This window comes from Wolbachia endosymbiont of Laodelphax striatellus (assembly GCF_007115015.1).
Taxonomy (GTDB): Bacteria; Pseudomonadota; Alphaproteobacteria; order Rickettsiales; family Anaplasmataceae; genus Wolbachia.
In genome coordinates this window covers 760,633-787,178 of record NZ_MUIX01000001.1, presented here as the reverse complement: position 1 = coordinate 787,178, position 26,546 = coordinate 760,633, and the positions used below count along the sequence as shown (strand labels likewise).

The 26,546-nt window shown below is 34.8% G+C and carries 25 protein-coding genes and 1 pseudogene; 18 read left to right on the top strand and 8 right to left on the bottom strand.

Annotation, left to right across the window (positions count from 1 at the left end; all coding sequences use genetic code 11):
* Positions 1-84: 84 nt before the first annotated feature.
* The gene (gene surE, locus BVG17_RS03610) at positions 85-855 is read left to right on the top strand and encodes a 5'/3'-nucleotidase SurE (RefSeq protein WP_063630773.1); all 771 of its coding nucleotides are present in this window, start codon (positions 85-87) and stop codon (positions 853-855) included.
* On the opposite strand, the gene hisS is transcribed toward surE, so the two are convergent.
* A complete protein-coding gene (gene hisS, locus BVG17_RS03605) occupies positions 852-2,075 on the bottom strand; it encodes a histidine--tRNA ligase (protein ID WP_063630774.1) in 1,224 nt (407 codons plus the stop codon). The two genes, surE and hisS, sit on opposite strands and share 4 nt — an antisense overlap.
* Positions 2,072-2,644 (bottom strand): NifU family protein, encoded by a 573-nt coding sequence (locus tag BVG17_RS03600; RefSeq protein WP_006015115.1) that lies wholly within the window; start codon positions 2,642-2,644, stop codon positions 2,072-2,074. Before BVG17_RS03600 ends, hisS begins: the two co-directional genes overlap by 4 nt.
* Before the next feature lie 142 nt (positions 2,645-2,786).
* Between BVG17_RS03600 and BVG17_RS03595 the strand changes: the two genes are divergently transcribed.
* From BVG17_RS03595 to BVG17_RS03575, 5 genes and pseudogenes are all read left to right on the top strand, one after another.
* Positions 2,787-3,065, top strand: coding sequence for a J domain-containing protein (locus BVG17_RS03595; RefSeq protein WP_241654153.1), 279 nt, complete (start codon positions 2,787-2,789; stop codon positions 3,063-3,065).
* A 90-nt stretch (positions 3,066-3,155) separates the two neighbouring features.
* The gene (locus BVG17_RS03590; protein ID WP_063630776.1) at positions 3,156-4,325 is read left to right on the top strand and encodes an ankyrin repeat domain-containing protein; all 1,170 of its coding nucleotides are present in this window, start codon (positions 3,156-3,158) and stop codon (positions 4,323-4,325) included.
* 250 nt (positions 4,326-4,575) lie between these two features.
* Positions 4,576-5,115 carry an ankyrin repeat domain-containing protein gene (locus tag BVG17_RS03585; RefSeq protein ID WP_241654152.1) on the top strand — a complete coding sequence of 180 codons (540 nt, stop codon included), beginning with the start codon at positions 4,576-4,578 and terminating at the stop codon, positions 5,113-5,115.
* A gap of 396 nt (positions 5,116-5,511) precedes the next feature.
* Positions 5,512-6,981 carry a group II intron reverse transcriptase/maturase gene (gene ltrA, locus BVG17_RS03580; RefSeq protein WP_241654105.1) on the top strand — a complete coding sequence of 490 codons (1,470 nt, stop codon included), beginning with the start codon at positions 5,512-5,514 and terminating at the stop codon, positions 6,979-6,981.
* A gap of 110 nt (positions 6,982-7,091) precedes the next feature.
* Positions 7,092-7,583 (top strand): annotated as a pseudogene (locus BVG17_RS03575) (ankyrin repeat domain-containing protein); the annotation flags it as partial.
* A gap of 24 nt (positions 7,584-7,607) precedes the next feature.
* Here BVG17_RS03575 and BVG17_RS09190 read toward each other — a convergent pair.
* Positions 7,608-7,784, bottom strand: coding sequence for a hypothetical protein (locus BVG17_RS09190; protein ID WP_157072273.1), 177 nt, complete (start codon positions 7,782-7,784; stop codon positions 7,608-7,610).
* A 53-nt stretch (positions 7,785-7,837) separates the two neighbouring features.
* On the opposite strand from BVG17_RS09190, the gene BVG17_RS03570 reads away from it, so the two are divergent.
* The 12 genes from BVG17_RS03570 (at position 7,838) to BVG17_RS03510 (ending at position 22,122) form a co-directional block, all read left to right on the top strand.
* Positions 7,838-9,004 (top strand): ankyrin repeat domain-containing protein, encoded by a 1,167-nt coding sequence (locus BVG17_RS03570; protein ID WP_063630777.1) that lies wholly within the window; start codon positions 7,838-7,840, stop codon positions 9,002-9,004.
* Between the two features lie 259 nt (positions 9,005-9,263).
* Positions 9,264-10,436, top strand: a complete 1,173-nt coding sequence (locus BVG17_RS03565) for an ankyrin repeat domain-containing protein (protein WP_063630778.1) — start codon at positions 9,264-9,266, stop codon at positions 10,434-10,436.
* A 122-nt stretch (positions 10,437-10,558) separates the two neighbouring features.
* Entirely contained in the window at positions 10,559-11,785 is a 1,227-nt protein-coding gene (locus BVG17_RS03560) for a cytochrome b (RefSeq protein ID WP_052264707.1), read from the top strand.
* Positions 11,785-12,546 (top strand): cytochrome c1, encoded by a 762-nt coding sequence (locus BVG17_RS03555; RefSeq protein WP_052264708.1) that lies wholly within the window; start codon positions 11,785-11,787, stop codon positions 12,544-12,546. Before BVG17_RS03560 ends, BVG17_RS03555 begins: the two co-directional genes overlap by 1 nt.
* 85 nt (positions 12,547-12,631) lie before the next feature.
* Complete coding sequence (gene uvrB, locus BVG17_RS03550) at positions 12,632-14,566, top strand: excinuclease ABC subunit UvrB (protein ID WP_052264709.1); 1,935 nt, start codon at positions 12,632-12,634, stop codon at positions 14,564-14,566.
* Between the two features lie 1,093 nt (positions 14,567-15,659).
* The gene (locus tag BVG17_RS03540; protein WP_052264710.1) at positions 15,660-16,856 is read left to right on the top strand and encodes an MFS transporter; all 1,197 of its coding nucleotides are present in this window, start codon (positions 15,660-15,662) and stop codon (positions 16,854-16,856) included.
* A 38-nt stretch (positions 16,857-16,894) separates the two neighbouring features.
* Positions 16,895-17,194, top strand: a complete 300-nt coding sequence (locus tag BVG17_RS03535) for an integration host factor subunit alpha (protein WP_063630779.1) — start codon at positions 16,895-16,897, stop codon at positions 17,192-17,194.
* Entirely contained in the window at positions 17,191-17,517 is a 327-nt protein-coding gene (locus BVG17_RS03530) for a MerR family transcriptional regulator (RefSeq protein ID WP_063630780.1), read from the top strand. Before BVG17_RS03535 ends, BVG17_RS03530 begins: the two co-directional genes overlap by 4 nt.
* Positions 17,518-17,569: 52 nt before the next feature.
* A complete protein-coding gene (locus BVG17_RS03525) occupies positions 17,570-18,160 on the top strand; it encodes a murein hydrolase activator EnvC family protein (RefSeq protein ID WP_063630806.1) in 591 nt (196 codons plus the stop codon).
* Between the two features lie 4 nt (positions 18,161-18,164).
* Entirely contained in the window at positions 18,165-20,624 is a 2,460-nt protein-coding gene (gene leuS, locus BVG17_RS03520) for a leucine--tRNA ligase (RefSeq protein WP_063630807.1), read from the top strand.
* 119 nt (positions 20,625-20,743) lie between these two features.
* On the top strand, positions 20,744-21,340 hold the full coding sequence (locus BVG17_RS03515) for a hypothetical protein (protein ID WP_063630808.1): 597 nt from the start codon (positions 20,744-20,746) through the stop codon (positions 21,338-21,340).
* 110 nt (positions 21,341-21,450) lie between these two features.
* Positions 21,451-22,122 carry a hypothetical protein gene (locus BVG17_RS03510; protein WP_063630781.1) on the top strand — a complete coding sequence of 224 codons (672 nt, stop codon included), beginning with the start codon at positions 21,451-21,453 and terminating at the stop codon, positions 22,120-22,122.
* Positions 22,123-22,221: 99 nt separating this feature from the next.
* Here the strand turns inward: BVG17_RS03510 and folD are convergent, their stop codons facing one another.
* The 5 genes from folD to BVG17_RS03485 all read right to left on the bottom strand — a co-directional run bounded on the left by folD (position 22,222) and on the right by BVG17_RS03485 (position 26,452).
* Positions 22,222-23,109, bottom strand: a complete 888-nt coding sequence (folD, locus tag BVG17_RS03505) for a bifunctional methylenetetrahydrofolate dehydrogenase/methenyltetrahydrofolate cyclohydrolase FolD (protein ID WP_063630782.1) — start codon at positions 23,107-23,109, stop codon at positions 22,222-22,224.
* Positions 23,093-23,668: a UbiX family flavin prenyltransferase gene (locus BVG17_RS03500; RefSeq protein WP_063630783.1), complete on the bottom strand. Its 576-nt coding sequence runs from the start codon at positions 23,666-23,668 to the stop codon at positions 23,093-23,095. Before BVG17_RS03500 ends, folD begins: the two co-directional genes overlap by 17 nt.
* Positions 23,661-23,918 (bottom strand): DUF2312 domain-containing protein, encoded by a 258-nt coding sequence (locus tag BVG17_RS03495; protein WP_006014634.1) that lies wholly within the window; start codon positions 23,916-23,918, stop codon positions 23,661-23,663. Before BVG17_RS03495 ends, BVG17_RS03500 begins: the two co-directional genes overlap by 8 nt.
* Before the next feature lie 9 nt (positions 23,919-23,927).
* A complete protein-coding gene (locus BVG17_RS03490; RefSeq protein WP_026092656.1) occupies positions 23,928-25,205 on the bottom strand; it encodes an HlyC/CorC family transporter in 1,278 nt (425 codons plus the stop codon).
* Positions 25,206-25,273: 68 nt separating this feature from the next.
* A complete protein-coding gene (locus BVG17_RS03485; RefSeq protein WP_063630784.1) occupies positions 25,274-26,452 on the bottom strand; it encodes an aspartate aminotransferase family protein in 1,179 nt (392 codons plus the stop codon).
* Positions 26,453-26,546 lie beyond the last annotated feature (94 nt).

Sequence of the window (26,546 nt, the reverse complement as noted above, 5' to 3'; positions counted from 1 at the left end):
ATTGATTTGTAGCAGATTCTTTGTTATGGTTATGAAAAGAAACTTTAAACCTCATTAGTATACTTCGATAGTCGAGTGCTGCATATGATAATACTGATAACAAATGATGACGGCTTTGAAAGTAAAGGAATAAGATTACTCAAAAAGATTGCACATAGTTTTGCATCAGAAATATGGATAGTGGCACCAGATACTGATAGGAGTGGAGCTGCAAGATCTCTTGATTATCCAGTGAAGCAATCTATTAAAATAAATCGGTATAGCGAAAGGGAGTTTAGTGTGTCTGGTACTCCCGCAGATTGTGTCATTATCGCGTTAAATAAAATTATGAATAAAAAACCAGACTTAATATTATCTGGAGTAAATATTGGATCAAATGTTGGAGATGATATTTGTTATTCAGGCACAATCGGTGCTGCAATGGAAGGTGCTGCAAGATCTATACCTTCTATTGCGCTGAGCCAAGTTTATCATGATAAAATAGACTGGAACAATACAAAAGTTTTTGCACCAAAGGTTATTGCCAAGCTAATGAAAGTTGGTTGGCCTAAAGATATAGTGATGAGTATAAATTTTCCTGCTACAGAAAAAGTGAAAGGGGTCGAATTTGCTGAACAAGGTGAATATAACATTGATGGGGATTTAACTTTTACTGAAAATTCGAATGGTTCTTTGAGCTTAAATTGGTCTCGAGAGCACTCAGGCAGTGGTAGTATAAATAAAATAAAAGGAGGTTTTATTACTGTTACACCGATAAAATTAGATTTTACAGATTATGATATATTAAATGCTATGAAAAATTCTTGTGCAGAGGAATTTTCTTCTATAGCTAACACTCCTATTGCTTCTGATTAGATATTTTCTACGATTTTATCGCGAGCAATCATTTTTTCTTCACCCGTGTCCATGTTTTTAATTTTTAAAGTTTTACTGCTTAGCTCTTCATCACCAAAGATTAATACAACTTTTGCATTTGCTTGATTTGCTTTTTTCATTCGGGTTTTTAGAGTTCCACTATATTCGTAAATCACATATAAACCATTTCTGCGTAATTCACTTGCAAGTGTTAGAACATGTTCTTCAGCTTCTCCACCAATTGGAATTAGGTAAATAGGTCGCTCTTCTTTTGGAGAATAATTGATTAACTCCATTATGCGTTCAATACCTCCTGCAAATCCTATTGCTGGAGTGTGTTTTCCACCTACTGAAGATACTAGATTATCGTATCTTCCACCGGCAAAAACTGCTCCTTGTGAACCTAAATCTTCTGTGACAAATTCAAATACTGTGTGACAATAATAGTCTAGACCTCGAACTAATTTGCTATTTACAGTGTAAGGTATGCCAAGAGCTTGCAGTCCATTTAACACCTGGTCAAAGAAATATGAAGATTCTTTTGTATAATAATCACTGATTTTTGGTGCGTCAGAGATTATTTCTTTATCTGTCTTATCCTTAGAGTCTAATATTCTGAGTGGGTTTTTAATCAATCTATTTTGACTATCTTCTGATAGGTCATTTTGAAACTTTTTTAAATACGATATCAAAGCTTCTCTATACTTACTTGTTGTTTCACTCTCACCCAAAGAGTTGATTTCCAGTCTTACATTCTCATTGATGCCAAATTCAGTTAGTAAATGCTGAGCAAGTGATATCAATTCAATATCAGCTTTCGGATCTTCTATGCCAAAAATCTCAAAATTTATCTGATGAAATTGCCTTTGTCGTCCCTTTTGTGGTCTTTCATAGCGGAATGCAGGTCCTGTTGAGAATAATTTTATCGGTGTTTGCAGTTTTTTTTCAATGAGTAACCTAACAATAGCTGCAGTGAATTCAGGACGCAGAGTTATGCTCTTTCCTCCCTTGTCAATAAAAGTATACATCTCTTTATTTATGATATCTGAGCTATCACCTAAAGTCTTTGTAAAGACTTCTGTGCATTCAAATATCGGAGTTTGAACAGGTAAAAAGCCGTATAAACTTGAGATTCTATTTGCTGTTTGCTCTATGTATTTAAATTTATACCATTCATCAAACAGAAGATCTTTCGTTCCTTTAACTGTTTGATTAGTCATAGCATAGTCTCTATACCTGAAACTTCTGGTATGTGATAGCTTAGCATATTCTGCACTCCTTGTTTTAAGGTAATTGCAGCACTTGGGCACCCAGAGCAAGCTCCTTGCAGTTCAACGTAAACTATTCCGTCTTTATAGCCACGGAACTTGATATCACCACCATCTTGAGCAACTGCAGGTTTAATATAACTTTCCATCAATTCTTTTATTCTATTTACAATTTCTATATCATTTTCATTAAAGAATTCTTCCTCTAGCATTTTATTATCACTTACTCCTTCTTTATCAAATGCTTTTCCACCAGAAGTAAAGTGATCCATAATTGTAGTTAAAATTTCCACTTTTACTATATCCCAATTCATTCTATCTGATTTTGTTACCGAAATAAAATCATGACCAAAAAATACTCTTACAACATGTTCTATTTGAAAAAGATTTACTGCTAGTTTAGAGTTCTTTATTTCATCTGCATTTGAAAAATCAGCTGTTTCTCCTTCGCTCAGAATTTCAAAACCAGGAAGAAATTTCAGCGTGTTTGGGTTTGGTGTTTCTTCAATCTGGATAAACATGTTATTTACCATGACAATTATAATTGTTACTATTTAATCATAAAATGGTAAAAAAATATACATGTCATTCATCTTCTTCCTTTTTTTGATATTCACAATAATCACGTTTGTTTTACCTAGCGTTGTTGTATTTTTTCTCTTTTTGACAAAGAGAAATAACATAAGTTTTATGATGAACTCTATATTAAGTAAGTTTTTGAACGAATTTAACAGCAGTAAAAGTTACACCAAAAATTACACTGGTGATAATATGTCCAAAGATGAAGCATTAAAAATACTGGGGCTGAATTCCGAGGCAAGCCAAAATGAAATCAATAAGGCATACCAAAATTTAATGAAACTGGTCCATCCAGACAAGGGAGGATCGGAATATTTTGCACAAAAGTTAAACGCAGCACGTGATAGGTTGATGAAGACCTAATTTTAACCATTGTTTTCTCTGTAAATTTTGCTTGTACATATTAAGTTGCATGATATAAAGCCGGAAACATTATTCTTTAGGAGGTATTTGATGAAAAAACTTGAGAGATTGAGAAAGAATTTATTTGCGGCTATAGATGAGCTTAATATTAAGAAAGTTAAAAGATATGTTAAAAAGGCAAGATATATAAATAAAGAAAAAGAGATTATTAATAGTAAAAAAGATGGTATGGCACCTATACATCTTGCTGTTTATAAAGGTAGCTTAGAGATAGTGCGGTTTTTGCTTAAAAATAATGCTAATATTAATGCTGTTAGTGATGGATGTCTTGTTCCTTACTCGCACGTTACTGCCATGAATAGCAAAAAAAAAATAAAAGAAATGATATATCATTGTACTAGTAGTACCAATTCCCAAGTAATGCAAGGTTTTACGGCTTTACACTTAGCCTTTTTTTATTGTCGATTAGATATCGCGAATCTTCTGCTCGATAATAACATTATTAATGTTAATATTAGAAATGCAAATGGCAAAATAGCATTTGAGGTTATCCCAGGTTATGAAAGTCTTTGCAGTGATGGCTGTGACATAAAAAAAATATTCTTAGCTGTATTAAGATTTCATAAAAATAATTGTACAGAACTATTACTTTCTGCTAGAATAAATACTAAATTAGAGTTAGAAGCTGGTGATACTCCAGATGCAGCAAGTAGCACAGCGAGTCTTTCATTATCCCCTACCAAAGCAATTAAGATGGAATTGGAAGTTAGTAACACCACAGACTTGGCAAGTAGAACAGTGAATTCTTCCTTCACTCTTATCAGAGAAAATTTTGAAGAAGTTAGCAGCACTGCAAGCAATGCAGTAAAACCTTCTTCTTTTATTAATAGTATATTTAGTTGGATGGGAACTTCAACAACTGCTGCACTCAGTAGCTTATTTCAGAGTGCCCCTGCTTTACCTTCTGCACAGCAATCTGTTGACCACTTAGATGGTAGCCCTATTGGTTCTTCACAAGTTGATTTTAATGGAACAGCTCTACTAACTGATGTAATTGTTAGAAAGTTAACAGGAAAAAAGTATTCAAAGCCACTAGAAGATTCCCTTCTCACAATACAAGAAATTAGAGAAAGAAAGCTTAACACTATAGAAAAAAACTTCGAGACGGCACTTAGTAAGTGTGAAAAACTTTATCAATTTCCTGAAAGTTCATTAAGCAATTTAACGATATCTAAAGGTATGCATCAAAAGTCCCTTTAAAATAAGCACTCGAGTTCGAGTGCTTGTATTTACAAAACTTATCCCTTATTTCCTTTTCTAAAGCAGATTGCTTCTTATTAAGAGCAAAAAAATTTAAATAAGGAAGCTCAGCATGTCTTGTACGAAAGTTAAAGTGATAGATTGCTGAAGACCTAATTTTTAACTATTGAAATTTTTTCTGTAAATTTCACTTGTATATATCAAATTGTGTGATACAAAATCGGGAACGTTGTCTTTTAGGAGGTATGTGATGAAAGAGATGCAAGAACGGATAAAAACTGAGAACTTTATAGATGAGTTATTTATTGCCATAAAAGAGCATAGTCTTCTAAAAGCTAACATATGTATCAGAAGTGCAGTGAACATGAATTTAAAAAGTAGGGTTTTTATTGGTGAAAAATACGGTATGAAACCTATAAGTTTTGCTGTGAAAGAAAATAGCTTCAAGATATTGAGGTTTTTGGTTAATAACGGCGCCAATGTTAATGCTGCTAGTAGTGAAAATTTGAGAGTTGCATTGCACATCGCTGCTGAATATGGCAGAGAAGATGCAGGACAGCTTCTACTTAGTCGTTATGCTCAGATCAATTTGCAAGATATAACGGGTAAGGTGCCTTTGCACTTAGCGTCTTTCCATTGCCAAGTGGCAATGGTGGAATTTCTTATCAAGCATGATGCTAATATTTATATAAGAGATGCGGGTGGTAGAATACCACTAGATGTTGTTGGAGATGATCGTGTGTCCAGAGAAGGCAAGTATGTTCAGTGGGAAGTAGACCCACCAGGATAAAAGTCGAAGTCCTGTAGCTAGGGTAGCAATGTGGAGGGAAAGCAAAATGTTGAAGCCTACCGACAACGTTATCATAGGATAATGGCGAATTACCAGGCCGTAGCGAAAGCAAACATATAGGTGGCCTCGAAAACGATAAGAACTGAAGGCTGAGCCAGCGGTCAATGGGCGAAAGCAGAATAGGCAGTTGAAAAACGACTGATACAATTGTTCTACTTCAGCGGGGTGGTAGTGATAGCATGGTAATGAGGACATACAAAGCAACTGGAGAAGCCCTCCTCATCCCAAGGAGAAATACCTTGGAGTGGTAGGTTCTATAACTGGAAAACAGGAAAAGAACCGAAGATGAGAGGGTGGCGGATGGGTGCGTAGTAGTAAAGAAGTGAGGTAACTCTCATGGAGCAAAGGCACCCTACTAGTAGAAATCTTTTAACAAAAAGGAAGGTAAAGGTAAAAATGATAAAAATGCCAATAAAATTACAAGACCTGAGAAGAAAGATATATACCAAAGCGAAAACAGAACCGGAATGGCGATTCTGGGGAATCTATGTTCACATCTGCAAGATGGAGACACTAGAAGAAGCATATAAGCTGACAAAGAAGAGCAAAGGGGCACCAGGAATAGACGAGGTGACATTTGAATCGATAGAGGCAGAAGGCTTAGAAAAGTATCTTCAACAAATAAGACACGAACTAATAACCAAAACCTATAGCCCAAATAGGAACCGGAGGAAGGAAATACCAAAAGTTGGGGGAAAACTCAGAACGTTGAACATACCCTGCATCCGGGACAGAATAGTGCAAACAGCACTGAAGCTAATACTTGAACCAATATTTGAATCTAACTTTCAGGACGGATCATATGGATATAGACCTAGGAGAAAAGCGCATGAAGCAATTGATAAAGTATCGAAAGCAGCAATCAAAGGCAATACAAAAGTTATTGACATAGATCTGAAATCCTACTTCGACAATGTGCGACACCATATTCTTATGGAAAAGATTTCCAAAAGAGTAAATGATAAAGAAATCATGCACTTGATCAAGCTAATCCTCAAAGTAGGAGGGAAACGAGGAATAGCGCAAGGATCACCACTTTCACCACTATTAAGCAATATATACCTCAATGAGGTAGATAAAATGCTAGAGAAGGCAAAAGAGGTGACAAAAGAGGGAAAATATCGACATATAGAATACGCCAGATGGGCAGACGATTTAGTGATACTGATAGATGGGCACCAGAGATGGGAATGGCTAGAAAAATTAGTGTATAGAAGGGTACAAGAAGAATTAGCAAAACTAAAGGTAGAAGTAAATAAAGAAAAGACAAAAGTAATTAACCTAAAGGAAAGAGAGACATTCAGCTTTCTAGGATTTGATTTTCGAGAGAAGATCACAAAACAAGGAAAGTGGAGGGTACAAACAACACCACAGATGAAAGCGCGGACAAACTTACTTCAAAAATTGAAGGAGGTATTTCGCGACCACAAATCGCAACCAATATGGAAAGTGATAAATATCATTAATCCAATACTGAGAGGGTGGACAAACTACTTTAGGATAGGAAACTCAGGTCGAAACTTTAACTACGTGAAACTATGGGTAGAGAAGAAAGTAAGACGCAAATTAATGAAAGCTAGAAAAGCAAAAGGATTTGGCTGGGAGAGGTGGAGTAGCGAATGGATATACGAAACACTAGGTCTATATAAAGACTATAGATTAAGATATTACGTTCCGAAAGCAGCCCCAGTACAAGATGTTATAAACTTTGGTAAGAATCTGCTAGGAAAGCGTAGTGCGGGAAAACTGCATGCTGCGTTTGACGAGGCGGGAGCTGGAAACGTAAACATGGGAATTTTGGATTGAGGCCCAACATGAAAATAATGGATCAGCCACCAAGCCCTAAAGAGGCGCGCCAGTTCTCGACCCTACCAAAATCTATATGTACTAGCAATACAAGGCAAAAAATAATATCTACATTAAAATGTGCTGATAAAGAAGTTAATTGTCAGACATTAGCTTCTAGAGCAAATCCTAAGGTAATAGAAGCTAGGAATTACTTTAGCTATCATGATAATAGTACAAATGCGTTAAGCGACGCAGTAAAACCTTTTTCTTTTATTAATAGTATATTTAGTTGGGTAACCACTGCCACACTCAATGGCTTATTCAGCAGTGCTCCTATTTTACTTCCTGCACAGCAATCTGTTGATCACTTGGCTGGTAGCCCAATTGGTTCTTCACAAGTTGATTTTAATGCAACAGCTCTACTAGTTGATGTAGTGGTCAAAAAGTTCACAGGGAAAAAGTATTCAAGGCTATTGGACAATCCACCTCTGACAAGACTTGATATTATAGAAAAAAAACTCGAGACGGCAATTAGTAGTTGTGAAAAACGTTATCAATGTCCTCGAAGTTCATTTAGCGATTCAACAATATCTAGGTTTTTATCATCACAGTCCCTCTAAATCAGTTAAAATAAGCACTCAAATTTAAGTGCTTATTTTTCTATCCCTTATTTCCTCTTCTAAAGCAGATTGCTTCTTATTAAGAGCAAAAAAATTTGAATAAGGAAGCTCAGCATGTCTTGTACGAAAGTTAAAATGATAGGTTGTTGGAAGACCTAATTCTTCACTATTGAAATTTTTTCCTGTAAATTTCAATTGCACATACTAAATTGTGTGATATAAAGCCAAGGATGTTGTACTTTAGTAGGTATTTGATGGAAAGACAAAAAATAATTGAGACATTTGGGGAAAAATTAGCTTCTGCTATAGGCAAAGGTGATTTTCAAAAAGTTAAAGAATGTATTGAAGAGATAGAGCATAAACAAATAAAAAATGAGGTTTTGAATTATGAAAAATACTATATGAAACCTATACATCATGCTACTCTCTCCGGTAATTTAAAGATATTACGGTTTTTATGTAAAAACGGTGCTGATGTTAATACTACTATTAGCAATCGATATTTGAGTACTCCCTTGCACATCGCTGCTAGACATAACAGACTAGAAATAGCAAAGTTTTTACTTGATAGTTGTGCTAACATCAATGCTAAAAATTATCAAGGCTGTACACCTTTGTACTTAGCATCTAACGATTGTCATTTAAATATGGTAAAACTCCTACTCTGTAGAGGTGCTGATGCTAGTATTCAAAGTCGTTACGGCAAAACAGCATTAGATGTTGTTGGAGATGCTAGAAAAGATGAATGTAGTAGTAGTGAAATTCAAAAAATAGAATCTGTATTGAGCAGTGCTACTGAAGCTGACTGTGAAGCAAAATTAACTTCTATAAAAGCAGGTATTAAAGACGCTAACGACAGCACAGATTTTGTAAGTAGTGCAGCGAGTCTTCAATTATCCCCTACCAAAGCAATTAAGATAGAATTGGAAGTTAGTAATACCAAAAACTTGGCAAGTAGCACAGTGAACTCTTCCTCCACTCTTATCAGAGAAAATTTTGAAGAAGTTAGCAGCACTGCAAGCAATGCTGTAAAACCTTCCTCTTTTATTAATAGTATATTTAGTGGGATAACTACTACCATCAGTAGCTTGTTCAGCAGTGCTCCTGCCTTACCTCCTGCACAGCAATCTGTTGATCACTTGGCTGTTAGCCCTATTGGTTCTTCACAAATTGACTGTAATGGAACAGTTCTCCTAACTGCTATAGCAATAAGTAAATTCACAGGGGAAAGATATTCAATGCCACTGGATGATTCACTTTTAACGATAAGACAGGTTAAAGAAAGAAAACTTAATTCTCTAGAAAGAGATGTCAAGATGGCACTTAGCAAGTGTGACAAACTTTATCAGTATCCTGAAAGCTCACTGAGCAACTTCACAATATCTAAAGGCGTGCACCAAAAATCCCTTTCAATCAGTTAAAATAAGCACTCAAGCTTGAGTGCTTATTTTCGTATAATCCTCTTTAAGTTAAAGCTCTTATATGTTGGGAATAAGCTGCTACGAAATTTAAGTAAATTAAGGAGGCTTATGGTATTTTGTACAAAAACTAAATGTAGCACGTGATGAAATAACAATCTCTTACGTTGTAAATTTTTTTTAATTTTACATATAAATTTTACTAGCATATGCCCAAATTATGTGGTATAAAGGTAAAAATTTTATCCTTTAGGGGGGAGTTATGGTTACAAAAACAGAAGTTGAAAAATGGAGAGATGGGCTACGTTCTGCAGTAAAGGAACGTGATTTTCAAAAAGCTGAGGAGTATATTAGAGAAGGAAAGACACATACTACTAACGTTATTAACTCTAAAGATAGAAATGGTAACTCACCCTTATCGATTGCTGTTAGTAAACAAGATTTAAAAATGATGAGTTTTTTAATTGAGAATGGCGCAGATGTTAATATTGAGGACTTTTTTCGTGTGCCTCCTATATACTATGCTGTTACAAAGGGCACGACAGAAATGATAGAGCTTCTAATCGATAAAAAGGCTAGCATTAGTGGTTATTTTTCATATGCTGGTGAAAAACGCACTCTTGTAGGCTGGGCTATAGATGAAAATAGTCCGGAAAAAGTTGAGGTCCTGCTTAAGCATGGTGCTAGTCCAAATAGCAAATTTGACTTTTACGATGATTCACAAGATTCGTGTCTACATGCTGCTATCCGAAGAGATTACAAAAAAATAGTTGAACTTCTCGTTAAATATAAAGCTAATGTCAATGTTCAAAACGAACGGGGGGAAACACCTATATATTTGGCTATTAGTTCAAAACGTCCCAAAATAATTAAGCTGTTATATGATAATGGTGCCGACATTGATAATGTTAAGAATATAAGGAACGAGACACCATCAGATTATGTTAAGTTATTTTATTCCGGCAAAACGATAAAAGAAATTGCTGCAGAAGCAGAGAGTGCCAATGTAAACTCAGATCCTGCACCAAGTAGTGCAGTAAGACCTTCTTCTTTTATTAATAGTGTATTTAGTTGGATGGGAACTTCAACAACTGCTGCACTCAGTAGCCTATTTCAGAGTGCCCCTGCTTTACCTCCTGCAAAGCAATCTGTTGCACATTTGACTGGAAGCCCAATTGATTTTTCGCAAGTTGATTTTAATGGAACAGCTCTGCTAGCTGACGTGGTAATCAGAAAGTTTATCGGGAGAAAATATTCAAGACCATTGGATGATTCACTTTTGACATTGGAGCAAATTAAAGAAAGAAAGGTTAGTGCTATAGAAAGAAATGTCAAGATGGCACTTAGTAATTGTGAAAAACTTTATCAATGTCCTCGAAGTTCATTAAGCAATTCAACAATATCTAAAGGTGTATATCATCAAAAGTCCCTTTAAAACAAGCACTCAAATTTGAGTGCTTGTTTTTGTGAAATCTACTCTTTAAACTTAAACTTTTTATTGTTTATTAGCGTTAAATTGTTACAATACAATGAGTTAAGATGACAAAGCTTTAAGTTATGGAAGATGATAGCAAAAAAGAAATAATAGAAGAAAAAGGTATATTAGGTTGGATAGAATATAGACTGCCTATATTTTCTTTTCTAAAACATATTGCTTCTTATCAAGTACCAAAAAATTTAAATTATGCTTGGAATTTTGGTTCTTTGGCTGGTATAGCGCTGATTTTACAAATAATAACAGGTATATTTCTTGCTATGCACTATACTCCGCATGTTGATTACGCGTTTAATAGCGTGGAGCGTATAATGCGTGACGTAAGTTACGGATGGTTAATACGCTATACTCATGCTGTTGGGGCGTCACTCTTCTTTATGGTGGTCTATGTTCATATCATGCGTGGATTATATTACGGATCTTATAAGAGACCGCGAGAAATGGTATGGTTTATTGGCATATTTATATTTTTTGCAATGATGGCAACTGCCTTTATGGGATATGTTCTTCCATGGGGACAAATGAGTTTTTGGGGTGCAACAGTTATAACTACTTTATTCTCGGCTATACCTTTAATTGGTGATAAAATAGTTATATGGCTATGGGGAAGTTTCTCTGTTGATAATCCAACGCTCAATCGTTTTTTTGCGCTGCATTATCTTATGCCTTTCATTATTATCGCTTTAGCTATGTTGCATGTTGTTGCTCTGCATAGGTTTGGCTCTAATAATCCAAGTGGAATAGAAGTCAGGTCAGATAAGGATACCATTCCTTTTTACCCTTACTATATAGCAAAGGACTGCATAACTTTTGGTTTATTTTTTATAATTTTATTTGCATTTGTTTTTTATGCCCCTAATTATCTTGGGCATCCTGATAATTATATAGAGGCTGATCCTATGGTAACTCCAGTACATATAGTGCCAGAGTGGTATTTCTTACCTTTTTATGCGATGCTGCGTTCAATTCCAAATAAACTTATTGGTGTACTTACCATGTTTGGATCTATTTTAGTGTGGTTTCTTTTGCCTTGGCTTGATAAATCAAAGGTTAAAAGTGGTGCTTATCGCCCATTATTTAAGAAATTTTTTTGGGTTTTTGCAATAAATTTTGCATTTCTTGCCTGGCTTGGGGGACAAGAAATTAAGGAGCCTTACATTACTTTAAGTAGGCTCTCAACTCTTTATTATTTTTCATATTTTGTGATAATTTTACCTTTACTTAGTAAGTATGAGAAACCAAAAAAATTACCAAAAACAATAAGCGATTCCGTGCCGGAGATGAAGTGATGCTATTGGTTAAAGTTGCTGTGTTTTGTGTATTATTTTTCGCTAATTCTTTGTCTGCAGAGGAGTTTAAACCTTTACCAAATAAGAAAATCGACTGGAGTTTTGATGGAATTACTGGATCTTTCGATAGAGAGTCAATTCAGCGTGGCTATAAAGTATACAAGGAAGTCTGTGCTGCTTGCCATTCAATGAATAGAATAGCGTTTCGTAATTTGCAAGATGTTGGTTTTTCTGAAGAGGATGTAAAACAAATTGCAGCCTCTTACCAAGTTAAAGATGGTCCGAATGATTTGGGTGAAATGTTTGATAGGCCGGGAGTGTCTTCGGATTATTTTATTGCACCTTTTGATACAAAAGAAGCAGCTGCAGCAAGCAACAATGGAGCAATTCCACCGGACTTATCATTAATTGTCAAAGCAAGACATGATGGTGCAAATTATGTCTATTCACTACTAATTGGTTATCAAAACGGTGAACATGATGAGAACGGTTTATATTTTAATCCATATTTTTCAACAGGCAGGTTAGCTATGGCACCACCACTCTCTGAAGGAATGGTAGAATATGATGGTACAAGGCAAGCCACAGTTGAAAATATGGCATATGATGTGGTAAATTTCTTACAATGGGCAGCAGAGCCAGAACTGGAGCGCCGACATAAACTTGGGCTAAAAATAGTGACATATTTTATAATTTTGACGGTGTTTTTTGTATTAACCAACAACAGGATTTGGAGCAGGCTCTATAAAAAGAAAAAATAGAGTTTTTTATGTTCATTCTTTCATACCTTATTTACACTAGCAAATGTATTGTATAGTAATAAATACATTATGAAAATATAAAGGTATGGAATTTCAAATAGTTACACATTTTCAGCCAGCTGGAGATCAACCACAGGCAATAGACAACTTAGTTGCAGGGTTAAATAGTAATAAAAGAGATCAGGTTTTACTTGGAGTAACTGGCTCTGGAAAAACTTTTACTATGGCAAATGTTATTGCAAGAACAAACAGGCCTGCGTTAATTATGGCACATAATAAAACTTTAGCGGCGCAGCTTTACGAGGAGATGAGAGGATTTTTTCCTCACAATGCTGTTGGATACTTCATTTCTTATTATGATTATTATCAGCCTGAGGCTTATTCACCACAAACAGACACTTATATTGAAAAAGACTCTTTAATAAATGAAAGAATTGATATGCTACGCTATTCTGCTATATGCTCTCTTTTGGAGCGTAGGGACACGATTGTAGTTGCGAGTGTTTCTTGTATATATGGTCTTGGTTCGCCTGAGAGCTATCTCAGCATGACCTTGACTTTAAGTGCTGGAGATAAGATTCATGTTAATGACTTTCTGAATAATTTAGTTAATCTCCAATATAAACGTTCTGATGTCAGATTTGAGCGAGGATATTTCAGAGTGCGCGGCGATATTATTGATATATTTCCTGCCTATTATGAAAATAAAGCTTGGCGTTTATCATTGTTTGGTGATGAAATAGAGGAAATTTCTGAGATTGATGCCATGAACGGCAATATTATCAGACGCATAGATACAGTCACCATTTTTCCAAATAGCTATTACACTACATCACGTGAGACTCTTTTGCAAGCAGTTCAATTGATTAAAAAAGAACTACATGAACGCCTGGATTATTACTATTCACAGAACAAAATTGTTGAAGCAAAACGCCTTGAGCAGCGTACTAATTTTGATATTGAAATGATGATGGCAACGGGAGTGTGTAAAGGTATTGAAAATTATTCGCGTTATCTTTACGGAATGAAAGCCGGAGATCCACCGCCTACATTGTTTGAGTATTTACCTAAAGATGTAATTTTATTTGTTGATGAAAGCCATGTAACCGTTCCCCAGATAGGTGCAATGTATAGCGGTAATGAAGCACGTAAAAAGAAATTGATAGATTATGGTTTTAGGCTACCTTCTGCTTTTGATAACCGTCCATTAAAATTGGAAGAGTGGGAGGCAATACGGCCACAGACTATTTACGTTTCGGCTACTCCAGGAAAATATGAATTAGAAAAGACTAATCACGCATTTATAGAGCAAGTTATCCGCCCAACAGGACTGACAGATCCCATCTGCACCATAAAACCAACAGAGAGTCAGGTTGATGATGTGATTCACGAGGCGCAAGTAACAATAAAAAAAGGATTTTGTATTCTAATTACCACATTGACAAAAAAAATGGCTGAAAAGCTAGCTGAGCATATGAGTGAGCTCAGTATGAAAGTAACTTACCTACATTCAGATATTGGTGCACTGGAAAGAATTGAAATTATATGCAAATTAAGATCTAAAGAAATAGATGTTCTTGTTGGCGTTAACTTGTTGCGGGAAGGTCTTGATATTCCCGAGTGTGGATTGGTTGCAATTTTAGATGCTGACAAAGAAGGGTTTTTACGATCAGAGACTTCGCTCATTCAAACGATAGGTCGTGCTGCACGAAATGTTGAAGGCAGAGTAATTTTATATGCAGACAAAATTACTAATTCTATGGATCGTGCACTGAAAGAAACTGAAAGGAGAAGAAAGAAACAGACAGAGCATAATACACTGCATAATATTGTACCAAAAACTATAATAAAGCCTATATCAAATACTTTACAGGAAAAAGTGGTAGTTGAGAATTTTAGCAAGGATGATCTAAATAGTTTGAAAAAGCAAATGTTGAAGCATGCTGAAAATTTAGAGTTTGAAGAGGCGGCGAAAATAAAAGGTATTATTGAAAAATTTAATAACAGACCCGTTACATAACTAGAAAAAAAGATAAATAATTAATAGTTAAGCTGACTTTGATTTACCAAGGATTTGAAAAACTATTATCTAAGAACATATCTTGAAAGGACTTAAGTGGTTAAATATTAAAGAGTTCTTGAAGTAAGGAGAGCACACTATACGTCAAGTTTACCTAAAATTCTGTAACATTAGCAGCTTTCTTGCCCCGTTTTCAGTAAACAGTGATTTTGTAATTCTTCTATATATTAGAAAAGTTTTTATTTTAATTAGCGTTAAACTATAGGCGCCTATTGTTTTTTAGCTAAAGTAAAGATCAAGTATCTGGAATTCTGGACATAAAATCCCCCTGTGTAAAAAAGATTAGAAAAAAGTGCAGCACACATACAACAGATATGCACTAAAGAAGATACGCTACGCTTTTTGATTAAAAATTTGACTGAACAGTCTGCAGACAAAGATAGATTTTGAGCTCTTAAAATATCTCTAACTGTGATTATAATCAGATTTAAAATATATGGAAGCAATTTTTTACGTTAATATTTTAAATTAGGCCTCTTGCATAACTATATTAAAGGTTAGCACCAGCAATTACTCCTCATTATATATTTTATCGCATTAATAATTGTTATGTTTTTGCTCTCCCTATTGCTCCTTGTGCAACATTTAGCCTTGTAACTTATATCACTTGTTACCCTCCTATTTCTTGCTTTATTCTTTTTTTTCCTTTCAAAACAGGTTCTGAGTGGCAAAACATAGGTCCACTTTAATGTGTATTAAACAAGATTTTATAACTCTAATTGTCTTTGCTTGTGCTGTTCAACTGTGACATCAACCATTACATTCAATGGAAGATGATCTGAAGGGTATCTCTCTTGTTGGAATTATATCATCTTTACCCAGGCCTTTCACCCTACGCTGTATACTCCTTTATAACAGGGGATAAAAAGCAAAAATCTATTCTTTTTTTGAGATCATATACAGATTCTAACAATTAAAATCTCACAACAAATTTGTTGTTTCATAGCTTTTATATAATCTATAATTGCAACTGTTTTAACATTAATCAGAGACTAAAAGAGGCTTGTTATTAATGGATTACTTATAAAATCTTATGGAAAGTAGAGCTTGGTTCATTTGGCTGATCAGCAACTTAATTGTTATATTCAGCAATATGCAGATAATCTACACCTTTATAAGTGTGAATCTTGAAAAAGAACTTGGGCTCACGATTGCGCAAGTTGCACTAGCTAATTCAGCATATACTTGGACTTTTGCTATCTCACAATTTTTTAGTGGGGCAATGTTTAATGTTTTTTCCAGCAAAAAAATTTATTTTTTCTCGTTGTCAATCATGCTCTTTGGTTTTTTTGTCCTTATCAAGAGTGACAATTTTGCCCATTTAATTTTATCTCAATTTTTGATCGCAATTGGAGCATCGTTTGGTTTTGTTGGCGCTGCTCATGTAAGTAGCACATATTTTCCCCTTACTCAATTTGGACTGATGTTCTCACTAGTGCAGACAATTTCAAGTCTTTCTGCTTTGATGATTCAAATGTGCTTCTCTAGCTTGCTTGCCGAAGGTGCAGATTGGAAAAATCTTATTGTATGCGTAATATTATTTGGCGTATCAATATTCGTACTTATGTTTTTTTATCCGAAAGGACTTTCAAAAAAAAATTTGGGGGAATACACAATAAAGAGCTCTATAAAAACAGTAATATGTTCTGTACTAACAGTGCTAAAATTAAGAGATATCTGGATAACCTCAATAGTGGGTGCTATTACTTTTGGAACATTTTTAGCGCTTAATATGCTGTGGGCACCAAGGTTACTAAGCAACTTAGAACTCAATACAATGGAGTTAGGTGTGGCAACTGCAATATTGTGGCTTGGTCTTGCAGTTGGTGCTCCAATTGCAGATCTAATCTCAAATCTATTTAAAAATAGAAGGCACGTAATCTCTGCTTTTGCCACATTGCAAAGTATTTCAGCTATTATTTTACTATGCGGTAATTTAACAGTTCATATTATATACTTTTGTATGTTAATGTTTGGTTTTTTTGCAGGAGGACATATGCTTAATTTTACTGTTGGTAGTGAGATTGTTGAGCAGAAGTATATTAGCACATCATCATCCATTATCAATGGATTTATGTTTGTTATGAGTGGAATTTTAGTGTCAATTTTAGCACTTTTTTCAGATCATCAAATGGCGCTTTTCACAATATTTGCAATGTTAACATTTGCTAGTATTTTTAATTATGCTACAAAAGAAACATACTATAAAAATAAAGTAGCTGAATCTTGAGTCGACTGTTATATTATATTAACATACTATAATAAATTATGACAACAAAAGACACAACAGTAACTAAGGCAACAATAGCTGAATGTATAAACCAGAAAATTGGATTATCGAAAGAAGACTCTATTGCAATAATAGATGATATATTGGATGAGATAAAAACGAGCTTAGCAAAGGATGGGATAGTAAAAATATCTTCATTTGGAACATTTTTGGTTAAAAACAAGAAAGAAAGACCAGGAAATATACCAAAGACATTGGAAAGGGTAGTAATTCAAGCGAGAAAATCAATTTCTTTTAGACCTTCAAAAATGATGAAGAAATTAATAAATAACCGATGAATAAGGAAAAATTATTTTACACAATTGGAGAAGTAGCTGAAGAACTACATTTGGAGCAGCATGTTTTAAGATTCTGGGAAAGTCAATTCCATCAAATTAAACCCATAAAACGGAAGGGAAGAAGACTATATGATCATAAGTGTATAGAGGCAATAAAGAAAATAAAATATATGCTATATGAAAAAGGATATACAATAAAAGGAGTACAAAAGGAATTTGGTAACGATGTAGGAATTGACCATTATTCAAGAAATTTGTTGCAAGAACTTACCGATTTAAGAGACTATTTGACTGATAAAATAAATGAAGAAAGTAATAAATAGACGGAAAACACTATAAAGTTTCGTGAAAGTTGATATATCTAGAGATAAGTTTATGTGTCGTATAGCCTTGTTCTTTATATTATCAGCAATACTGATAAGCTGTGGCCTGCAAAAACCTGCACCTGTACTACTTAAAGGCGAAGAATTTTATGGAAAAAGAGACCTAGAGTACACAAGGGAGTATCATTTGATTAAAGAAAATGTTGATTCTTCGCTGCAAAAAGAAAGTAGAAAAGCCTTCGTAGATAAGGTATATAACAATAATGCACAAAGCATGTGTAAATTTGTAATACCGGTTAAAGGTGCAGTTATCTCTTCTGATAAAATATGTCAAGATGGCATAAAAATTACTGCTCAAAGTGGAACAAAGGTTATTGCTTCTGCACCTGGCAAAGTAATATACGTAGGCAAAGGCCTGAGGTGGTACGGAAATTTAATTATAGTGGAACATAAAGATAATTACATGACTATGTACTCCTACTTAAAAAACATACAAGTTGAAATTGGTGATAAAGTAAAACAAGGTCAAGTAATTGGATCTGCAGGTAAATCAAGCACACAAGATAAAGATCCGCAGATGTGTTTCACAATACGGCATAATGGTCAAGCAGTCGATCCTTTAATACATATAAACTGTGATTGAATTTATGAAATATGATTTTAAAAACGTTGAAAAATTCTACCAAAATAAGTGGGATTTTTCTGTAAGCAAAAATAGTAAAAAGAAGAAATGTTACGTGTTGGAAATGTTTCCATATCCATCTGGTAAGATTCATATGGGGCACCTGCGTAACTATGCAATAGGAGATGTTATAGCACGTTACAAGAGAGCTCGTGGATTTGAGGTTTTGCACCCAATTGGCTGGGATGCGTTTGGATTACCAGCTGAAAATGCAGCAAGGGACAATAACATTAACCCTGCAGCATGGACACAAGATAATATAGATAATATGCGCGCGCAGCTAAAATCTATAGGTCTTTCATACAATTGGGATCGTGAGCTCTCCACATGCGCGCCTGATTATTACAAACACGAACAGAAATTTTTTCTGGATTTTTTAAAGCATGGTCTTGCCTATCGAAAAGAGTCGTGGGTTAATTGGGATCCAGTGGACCAAACAGTGCTTGCAAATGAGCAGGTAGTTGATGGAAAAGGGTGGCGATCAGGTGCAGTTGTTGAAAAACGTAAGTTATCTCAGTGGTTTTTAAAGATTACTGATTTTGCTGAAGATTTGCTTCATTGTTTGCAAAGTTTAAAAAATTGGCCAGAAAAAGTCAAAACTATGCAAGAGCGCTGGATAGGAAAATCTGAAGGGGCAACTATAGATTTTGAAATAGTTGGCCTGAATAAGAAATTAAAGATTTTTACAACTTCTCCTCATACTTTATTTGGAGCTTCTTTTCTTGCAGTAGCAGCAGAGCACCCTATTGTACAAGACCTTAAGGACGAAGACATACAAGGCTTTATCGACAGTGTGAAGGCAAAGGGGGAGAATGATGAAAAAATTGGAATTTACACTAGACTGAACGTCAGGCACCCATTTCTCGACAAGGAATTACCAATTTATATAGCGAATTTTGTGTTGATGGAGTATGGAGAAGGTGCAATTTTTGGATGCCCCGCACATGATCAGCGTGATTTTGAATTTGCACAGAAGTATGGTTTACCGATTATTCCTGTAATTTGTGAAGAGACCACAGAGATATTAAAAGAACCGTACGTCGGTGATGGAGTGATATTCAATTCTGAATTCTTAAACAGACTAACGGTTAGCGAGGCAAAAAAAGTAATCATAAAAAAACTTGAAGAAAAAGGAATAGGTAAGAAAACAACAAACTATCGTCTACACGATTGGGGAATTTCAAGGCAACGTTATTGGGGATGTCCTATACCTGTTATATATTGTAAAGATTGTGGAATTGTTCCAGTTCCAGAAAAAGACCTCCCTGTTGTTCTACCAACGGATGTAGAATTTACAAGTGGTGGTAATCCCCTGGACAAGCACCCAACCTGGAAATTTGTTGATTGTCCAAAGTGCGGAAAGCAAGCAGAACGTGAAACTGATACATTTGACACTTTTTTTGAATCTTCTTGGTATTTTGCTGCATTTTGCAGTGAAAATAAATCGATTAATAAAGATACTTGTAATCGTTTTATGCCTGTTGATTATTACATAGGTGGAATAGAACATGCAATTCTACATTTGCTTTACTCAAGGTTTTTCTGCCGTGCTTTAACTAAATGTGGCTATTTTGACATTAAAGAGCCTTTCTCTACTTTAATCACTCAAGGAATGGTCTGTCATGTAACTTATAAAGATGAGAATGGCAAATGGCTCTTTCCCGAAGAAGCAAAAGAGTTGATTGCGAAGGGTACTAAGATCCAAGTTGGAAAAGTCGAAAAGATGAGCAAGTCGAAAAAGAACACAGTTGACCCAAACTTTATCATAGAAAAATACGGTGCTGATACTGCTCGTTTGTTTGTATTATCTGACACTCCTCCGGAAAAAGATATGGAATGGTCTGATGATGGAGTGGAAGGTTGTTTTCGCTACATAAATAAATTGTGGCGTATGGTAGTGCAACTTAGGCCCGTAAACATACACTATGATAATGAAAACATTGTAGGTAAACTCCTAGAGTACAGAAAAAAAATCCATAAACTATTGCAAGGACTTACAGATGACTTGGAAAACTGCAGATTAAACTGTGTGGTAGCAAAGTTTCGTGAAATGACAAATTTAATAGCTGAAATAGACGTAAAAACTGGAAAATCTCTTATTGATGAAGGTATATGCATACTAATCAGAGTAATTGAGCCATTCATGCCACACCTGGCTGAAAATTTATGGCAAGAAATAGGAGGCGAAGGTATGCTATATCTAAAGCCTTGGCCAAAAGCTGATGAATCACTACTAATTGATAATATGGTGACTGTAGCAGTGCAGATCAATGGAAAGTTACGTGCGACCATTGAAGTGGCAACTGATTTACCTCAAGAAAAATTGAAGAAAATAGCAACAGATTCTGTATCTAACAAAATCGATCAAAGCAAAATTCGCACTATATATGCTGTACCAAATAAGATAGTAAACATAGTTATATAAAAATTTTGAGTAGCATGTCGCTAATTTCGTAGGTATGCTTTTTTTAATATGAAATTATATCTTTTTTAATATAAAGGATATATACTTGTGCATTATATATTTTTTGTATGGGTAGTTATATGAAAATAAAAGGATTGTGTGTTTTAGCTGTTTTGCTCACTTCATCTCTAGCAGGTGCAGCTAGTAATAAAGTAGCTAGTAATAGTGCAAAAGAGCAGTATTACGCAGGTTTAAACTTTGGTGGTGGATGGGGTACTGGATTAAAAATAAAACCTGGCTTAGTTTTTGGTTATAATTATGATAAAAGCTCTAAGTTTGAACTTGAGATTCTCACCGACGTAAGTGATATGTTTGGAGGTAAAGTTGTAGATGCAGATGGAAAATCAACACAAGAAGATAAAGTAAAGAAAATGGGAGCTAGTTTATTAGCAAATTACCGTTATTATCCTGACGTTGACATTGATCCTGTGAAACTATATGTCAGTGGAGGTTTAGGAGGACATCTACAAGTATATCCTTTTGAGATTGTTGGCGCTGAAACACTAGATAAAATACTGGGTGCTATTTCGTACAAACTGAAGGTTGGTGTTGATTATGAAGTTGCTCCACAGATAGTTGGTACGGCTGCTTTAAGCGTAGGTGGGCAACTGAGTGGTGTAAAAGCAATGGCAGTACCGGATATGATGCTGGAAGTAGGAGTACGCTATAATTTTTAATGCTGGATAACATTGAGTACATTTTTAATGTTTAGGTGTAACCACAAGCAATGCTCAAAACTTGCTGCTAGCATGTTTGAACACTTATTCCAGTCTGTTTCAAGGAAGTAATGTGTATGAATTATATGAGAACGATGAAAGTGTTCGCTGTGTTGATTGCTTTAGCAAGTACAGCTAGTAATGGTACAAGTGAGTTAGAAGATCGGTATGAAGACCATTACAAAGATCAGTATGAAGATCAACACAAAGATCATTGTGAAGATCAATATGAAGATCGATATGAAGACCAGTACGAAGATCATTACTATGTAGGTTTAAACTTTGGGACTCGATGGGGTGAAAGCTTTAAATTGAACCCTAACGTTGTCTTTGGTTATCATCATAACAAAAATTCTAAGTTTGAACTTGAGGTTCTTGCTGACATAAGTGATATAACTGATAAAGCAAAAAGAAAAGTAGGAGCTAGTTTATTGGCAAATTACCTTTACTATCCTGATCTTGAAATTGATCCTATTAAATTATATGCTAGTATAGGAATGGGTGGATATATTCGAATATTACCATCTTTTGGTCTTGGTAATGCAGATACATCTCAAAATGAAACACTAGATAAAATACTGAGTGCTATTTCCTATAAAGTAAAGTTAGGTGTTGATTGTGAAATTATTCCGCAGATAGTTGGCACAGTTGCTATTGCTGCAAGTGGTCAATTAAGTGGCTTTAAACCACCGATGAAAAAACCAGATGCAATCATAGAAATAGGTATACGTTATAATTTTTAAGCTATGAACACTTTGAATCCTTATACACAGTTGTATGCTCGGTGCTATATATGTGCTATTTGCAAAGGTATTCTGTTTATGCTAACATTAAGCTAAACCTTAAGCAATAAAATCAGAAGGATCAACTTCCCGCTGTAAGCAAGCAGCAACTACAGTGTTTATCATAAGAAATGCTATTGTCATCGGGCCAACTCCACCAGGCACTGGAGTAATAGCTTTGACTTTTTCTTTTACTCCCTCAAAGTCAACATCACCCACAAGCTTACTTTGATTTCCCAAGTTAACGCTATTTATGCCAACATCGATCACTATTGCACCTTTTTTTATCCAATCTGCTTGAACAAAATTTGGCTTTCCAACTGCTGCAACTACTATATCTGCTTTAGAGCAATAATCAGCTAAATCCCTACTTTGTGAATGCAAGATGGTAACAGTGCAATTTTCTTGCAACAATAGGTGAAACATTGGCTTACCCACAATATTTGATCTGCCAATGATTACCGCATTTTTACCGGACAGATTATTTTCAATTGACTTAATTAAATGCAAAGAACCTTTGGGAGTACAAGGTATCAGACAATTTTTTTCACCTTTAACTAACCTGCCAACATTCTCATCATGAAAGCCATCTACATCTTTTTCAACACTTACTGTATTAATTATTCTGCTTGCACTGATGTGCTTTGGTAAAGGTAACTGAACTAAAATTCCATGCACAGATGGATCTTCATTTAATGTATTAACTTTTTCAATCAATTCATATTCTGAGATACTATCAGGCAAAACAATAGTTTCAGAACTTATGCCTATTGATTCTGCTTTTCTTTGTTTATTACGAACGTAGACCTGACTTGCTGGATTGCTACCCACAAGAATTACTTTAAGGCAAGGAAAAATATTATGCTCTCTCTTTAAAACATCAATTTTTTGTGATAGCTCCTCACAGAGATCATTTGCTATTTTTTTACCGTTAATAATAATTGACATTTCCTTGCCACTCCTTGAAATCAGGTAATGCGATATCAAACAAATTCAATACTTTACCAACAGAATGATTTACAATATCATCCAAAGATTTTGGTTTAATATAAAAAGCAGGCATTGGCGGAGCAATAATTGCTCCCATCTCCGTTAGTTTTAACATATTTCGGAGATGCCCAAGATGTAGTGGCGATTCTCGCACCATAAGAACTAATTTTCTTCTTTCTTTTAGAGTTACATCTGCAGCCCTTGTTAATAGATTGGAAGTCACCCCCGATGCTATTTCAGACATTGTTTTCATAGAACATGGAGCAATAACCATACCTGAGGTTTTAAATGAGCCGCTTGCTATTTTTTCTCCTATTTTTTCTTCAGAATAGTAAAAATCTGCAAGCGATATAATATCTTCAAGTTTTTCTTTAATCTCATGAGCTATAGTTATTTTTCCAGCACTGCTGATCACTAAATGAGTTTCATGATTGGTATTTTTTAGTGCCTCTAGAATCCGTACACCGTAAATAGAACCAGATGCTCCACTTATTCCAATTACAATCCTACTATTCACCTTCGTAATTCATTCCCAATGCACGTTTGTAGGTATCAAGTAATATTTCCTGTTCCTCCCTGTCATCATCATCCATCTTTCTTAGCCTAATAATCTGTTTCATCACTTTTATATCCCAACCTTCATCTGCAGCTTTTGCATATACATCACGAATGTGATCTTGCACATCCCTCTTTTCTTGTTCAAGTTTTTCGATTCTCTCTATATAGCTCTTCAAATCTTCAGCCGTTATTTTTACTGTATCTTCCATAGAACCCAACTAATTAATTGCTACTACAGTATTATCAGTTTTTACTTGTACTTCAATCATAGTAATAATATTTTTATCTTTTTTTAAAATCTTAAAGTAAAAACCGTACATGGAAAACTCTTCATTTTCTTCAGGAATGCGCTCTATCTCGTTTACAATCATACCTGCTAGAGTTGTAGCTTCTTCATCAGGAAGATCCCAATGTAACTGTCTATTAATATCCCTAATAGTAGATTTTCCTTCTATGTGATACATATTATCGGATATCTTTTTTATAAAATTCTCTGTGATCAAATCATGTTCATCTGAAATTTCTCCAACTATTTCTTCCAGTATGTCCTCAAGAGTAACAATTCCCTGAAGGGCTCCGTACTCATCAATAACAAATGCAAGGTGTTTCCTATTTTTACGAAAGTTGTGAAGTTGCACACTAAGCGGTGTACTTTCTGGTATAAACCAAGGCTTTGACATAACTTGGGTAATATCTATTTTATCACCCTTTTCACGTAAGGCATTTATTAGATTTTTTACGTGAACCACTCCGACAACGTTATCTGGTTCTTTTTGCCATAAAGGTACCCTACTATGACTACTAGTCAAAATCTCTTTTATTAACTCTTCTTTGTTTCGATCTATATCAAGAGAAAATAAGTTTCTCCTGTGGGTAATAATTTGCGATATCTCCGTCTCAGCCAAATCAAGTATACTACTTAGCATATCTAAATCCTGTTGTAACATAGTTCCTTCACTGCGATGAAGAGTAATCATATTACGCATTGCATCTGCTGCAGATATTACCTCCCTATTCTTATGAAGCCCACATAACTTCAGAATGAGATTGACAATAAACTGAATGCCTAATGTCAATGGAGAAAGAATCTTGACAAAAAACAGCATAAAATAAGTAGAAAGTAATGTAAATTTTTCAGGATTTTGCATGGCGTAAGTTTTTGGTAACACCTCGCAAAACAGCAAAATACAAAACGTCATCATAGCTGTTGAGAAAAAGATGCCCTCACTTTCAAAGAAATTTATAAATATTGCTGTAAATAAAGCGGAACAAGTAATGTTAATAATTGTATTGCACAGTAGTATTGTTCCTATTGTTAATTCTTTTGTATTCAATAAGCGGTCTATTATCTTAGCTCTTTTATTTCCATCTAGCTTTAGTTTATTAACTCGGGAGCGGCTAATTGAAGTTAATCCTATTTCTGCTCCTGAAAACAAAAACGATAAAATCAATAAGAAAAAAATTGCTGATAATACTGAAATCAATAACCAATCCATTAAAGTATGATGTTATTGCGATATAGAAACAGAGTTGATTTTATATGTTGTAAGAAGCATTTGCAAGTCTATATATCTTTAATATAAAAAAATAAATCATGAAATATATCACACACTGCATTCACATGCATATTCTCAACAACAAGTGGAGGAGTTATTCTTATTACTCTATTATTTAAAATTTTAGTCATTATTAAGCCTTTGTCAAGAGATTGTTTAACAATTTTATCAGCCAAAGGTAATCTAAGCTCTATCCCTATCAATAAACCCTCCCCACGAACTTCTGAAACGATCTTCGGAAATTCTTCAGTCAAAGGCAACAACTTTTCTTTTAGATATTTACTGACCTTCTTAACATGGTCAAAAAAGCCTTCCTTTAGCATTACATCGAGTACTGCATTACCAACAGTCATGGCAAGTGGATTACCTCCATAAGTTGACCCATGAGTTCCTGGAGTGATTGCTTCTGCTATATAATCTTTTACTAAACATGCAGCCAGAGGAAATCCATTACCCATAGCCTTCGCACAAGTGAGCATATCAGGTTCAACTCCTATATTTTGATAGTAAAATAGAGAGCCAATCCTTCCATATCCGCATTGCACTTCATCAAAGCATAAAATTATTCCTTGAGCTTTTGTTATCTCTCTTACTTTTTTAAGATACTCTACGTCCAATGGATGTACTCCGCTTTCACTTTGTATGGGCTCTAAAAATATGGCAGCTGTTTCGCTATTGATTTTCTTTTCTAATGCTTCAATGTTATTTCTTGGAACTTTATCAAAACCAGAAAGGAGTGGAGCAAAACCTTCGCGTGATTTTTCATTTCCCCCAGCGGAAATTGCAGCAATACTGCGGCCATGAAACCCTCCTTCAATTGTAATGATGTGACTGCGCTTTTCTTGTCCATTTAAGTAGAAATAGCGGCGAATAAATTTAATTGCAGCTTCTGTTGCTTCAAGTCCACTTGAGCAGAAAAAAACTTTATCGGCAAAGGTAAGTTCTGTTAAACGCTGAGCAAGCCTTTCCTGCTGGGGAATAGTAAAAATATTAGAGCAGTGCCATAATGAATCCAGTTGCTCCTTCAGTTTATCTGTAATGTATGGATGACAATGCCCTAGAGAGGTTGTAGAAATTCCTGCAGCAAAGTCTAAATATTTTTTACCATCCTTATCGAAGAGATATACTCCTTCTCCTCTAACTATAGAAGCTTCAGATCTATTATAAGCGTTAACAACATGATCCATTTTAAATATTATCTATACTGTGCATGAAAAAGCTTTCCCTTAATATTGCTTAAACTAAAAATTGGGCTAGTATTATACAGTTCAACATAAAATT